Origin of the sequence: Streptomyces sp. SID4985 (assembly GCF_009863025.1) — a bacterium.
GTDB lineage: Bacteria > Actinomycetota > Actinomycetes > Streptomycetales > Streptomycetaceae > Streptomyces.
In genome coordinates, this window is record NZ_WWIR01000536.1 from 1 (window position 1) to 1,543 (window position 1,543).

Here is a 1,543-nt window from a genome sequence, read left to right on the forward strand (position 1 = left end):
GGCATGGGGGCGGCGGGGGCGGCCTGAGGGGGAGCGGCCTGAGCCTGGGTGGGCGGGAAGGTGAACGAGCCCGTCTGGTACGCGGCGGCGGGCGCGGCCGGGGCTGTCCCGGGGGTGCCCGGCTGCGCCATGGCCGGGTCGACCGCGGGCATCGCACCGGTACTCGCCGTCTGGTACGCGCCGGTGGCTCCCGCCTGGAGCATCGCCGGGTCGGCGGCCGGGAACTGGCCCGGTGCCCCTGCCTGAGCCATTGCCGGGTCGGCGGCCGGGTACGCGCCCGTACCACCGGCCTGCTGCATCCCGGGGGTGGCGGTGGGGAACGCGTTCGGGTCGGCGGCCGGGAACTGGCCCGGTGCCCCCGCCTGAGCCATCGCCGGGTCGACGGCCAGGTACGCGCCCGTGCCACCGGCCTGGAGCATTCCCGGGTCAACTGCCGTGGCTACACCCGCGTTTACCGCCTGGAACGAGCCGGTGTCGGCCGTCGGATACGCCCCCATGCCGCCGCCCTGCTGGGGCATCGCGGCGCCGACTCCCGGGAACGCACCCGTGTTTCCCGCCTGGGGAGCGACGGTTCCGGCCGTCGGGTACGCACCCGTGCCGCCTTGCTGGAGCATCCCGGGGTCAACCCCCGGAAACGCTCCCGTACTCGCGGCCTGCATCGAGCCGGTGTCCGCTGCCGGGTATGCCCCGGGGGCGCCCTGCTGGGGCGCGGCAGCGCCAACTCCCGCGAAAGCCGCCGCGTTTGCGGCCTGCATGAAGCCCGTGTCGGCCATCGGGTACGTGCCGGTGCCGCCCTGCTGGGGCATCGCGGCCTCAACTCCCGGGAACGATCCCGTGTTTGTCACCTGCGGAGCAGGAGCACCCGTGGCGGCCCCCGGGAACGTCCCCGTGTTCCCCGCCTGAGCCATCCCCGGATCGACGACCGGGAACGCGCCCGTGCCACCGGTCTGGAGCATCTCCGGGTCAACCACCGGGAAGCCGCCCGTACTTGCCGCCCGGAACGCACCGGTGTCCCCACCGGGGAACGTCCCCGTACCCCCGGGAGCCGCCGCGGGCGCCGGAGTCGGCGGGAAGTACGCGAGCGAGCCCGTGTCCGTCACCGCGTCCGGGATGGCCGCGTATGCCGCGTAGTCCGCGTAGGCCGCCCAGGTACCGGCACCGGTGTCGGTGAGCGGCGCGGCGGCCGGAGGCGTCGCCGCCCACTGCTGGGGCTGCTGCCACTGACCCGTGGCCTGCGACGGGCCCCCGGGCTGCGACGGGACCCCGGCCTGCGGCTGACCCATCGGCTGAGCCTGATTCATGGGCTGGGCCTGGCCCATGGGCTGGGCCGGAGACGGCGCGGCCTGAGCCGACGGCTGCGCGGGCTGGACAGGCGACTGTGCGGGCTGGACGGGCGGCTGTGCGGGCTGGACGGGCGGCTGTGCGGGCCGCGCGGAGGGGGTCGTCGGCGGTACGGGGTGCCGGGTGAGGAGCTGGTTGGCGGAGGCGAGCTTGTCCTGGTACTCCGCCTTGGCCTCCGTGCCGGTCGTCGAGGCGGGCAGCC

1 pseudogene is annotated in these 1,543 nt (G+C 75.8%); it reads right to left on the minus strand.

From position 1 onward, the window contains the following. Positions 1-1,543: pseudogene (locus tag GTW40_RS23290) on the minus strand (hypothetical protein); the annotation flags it as partial.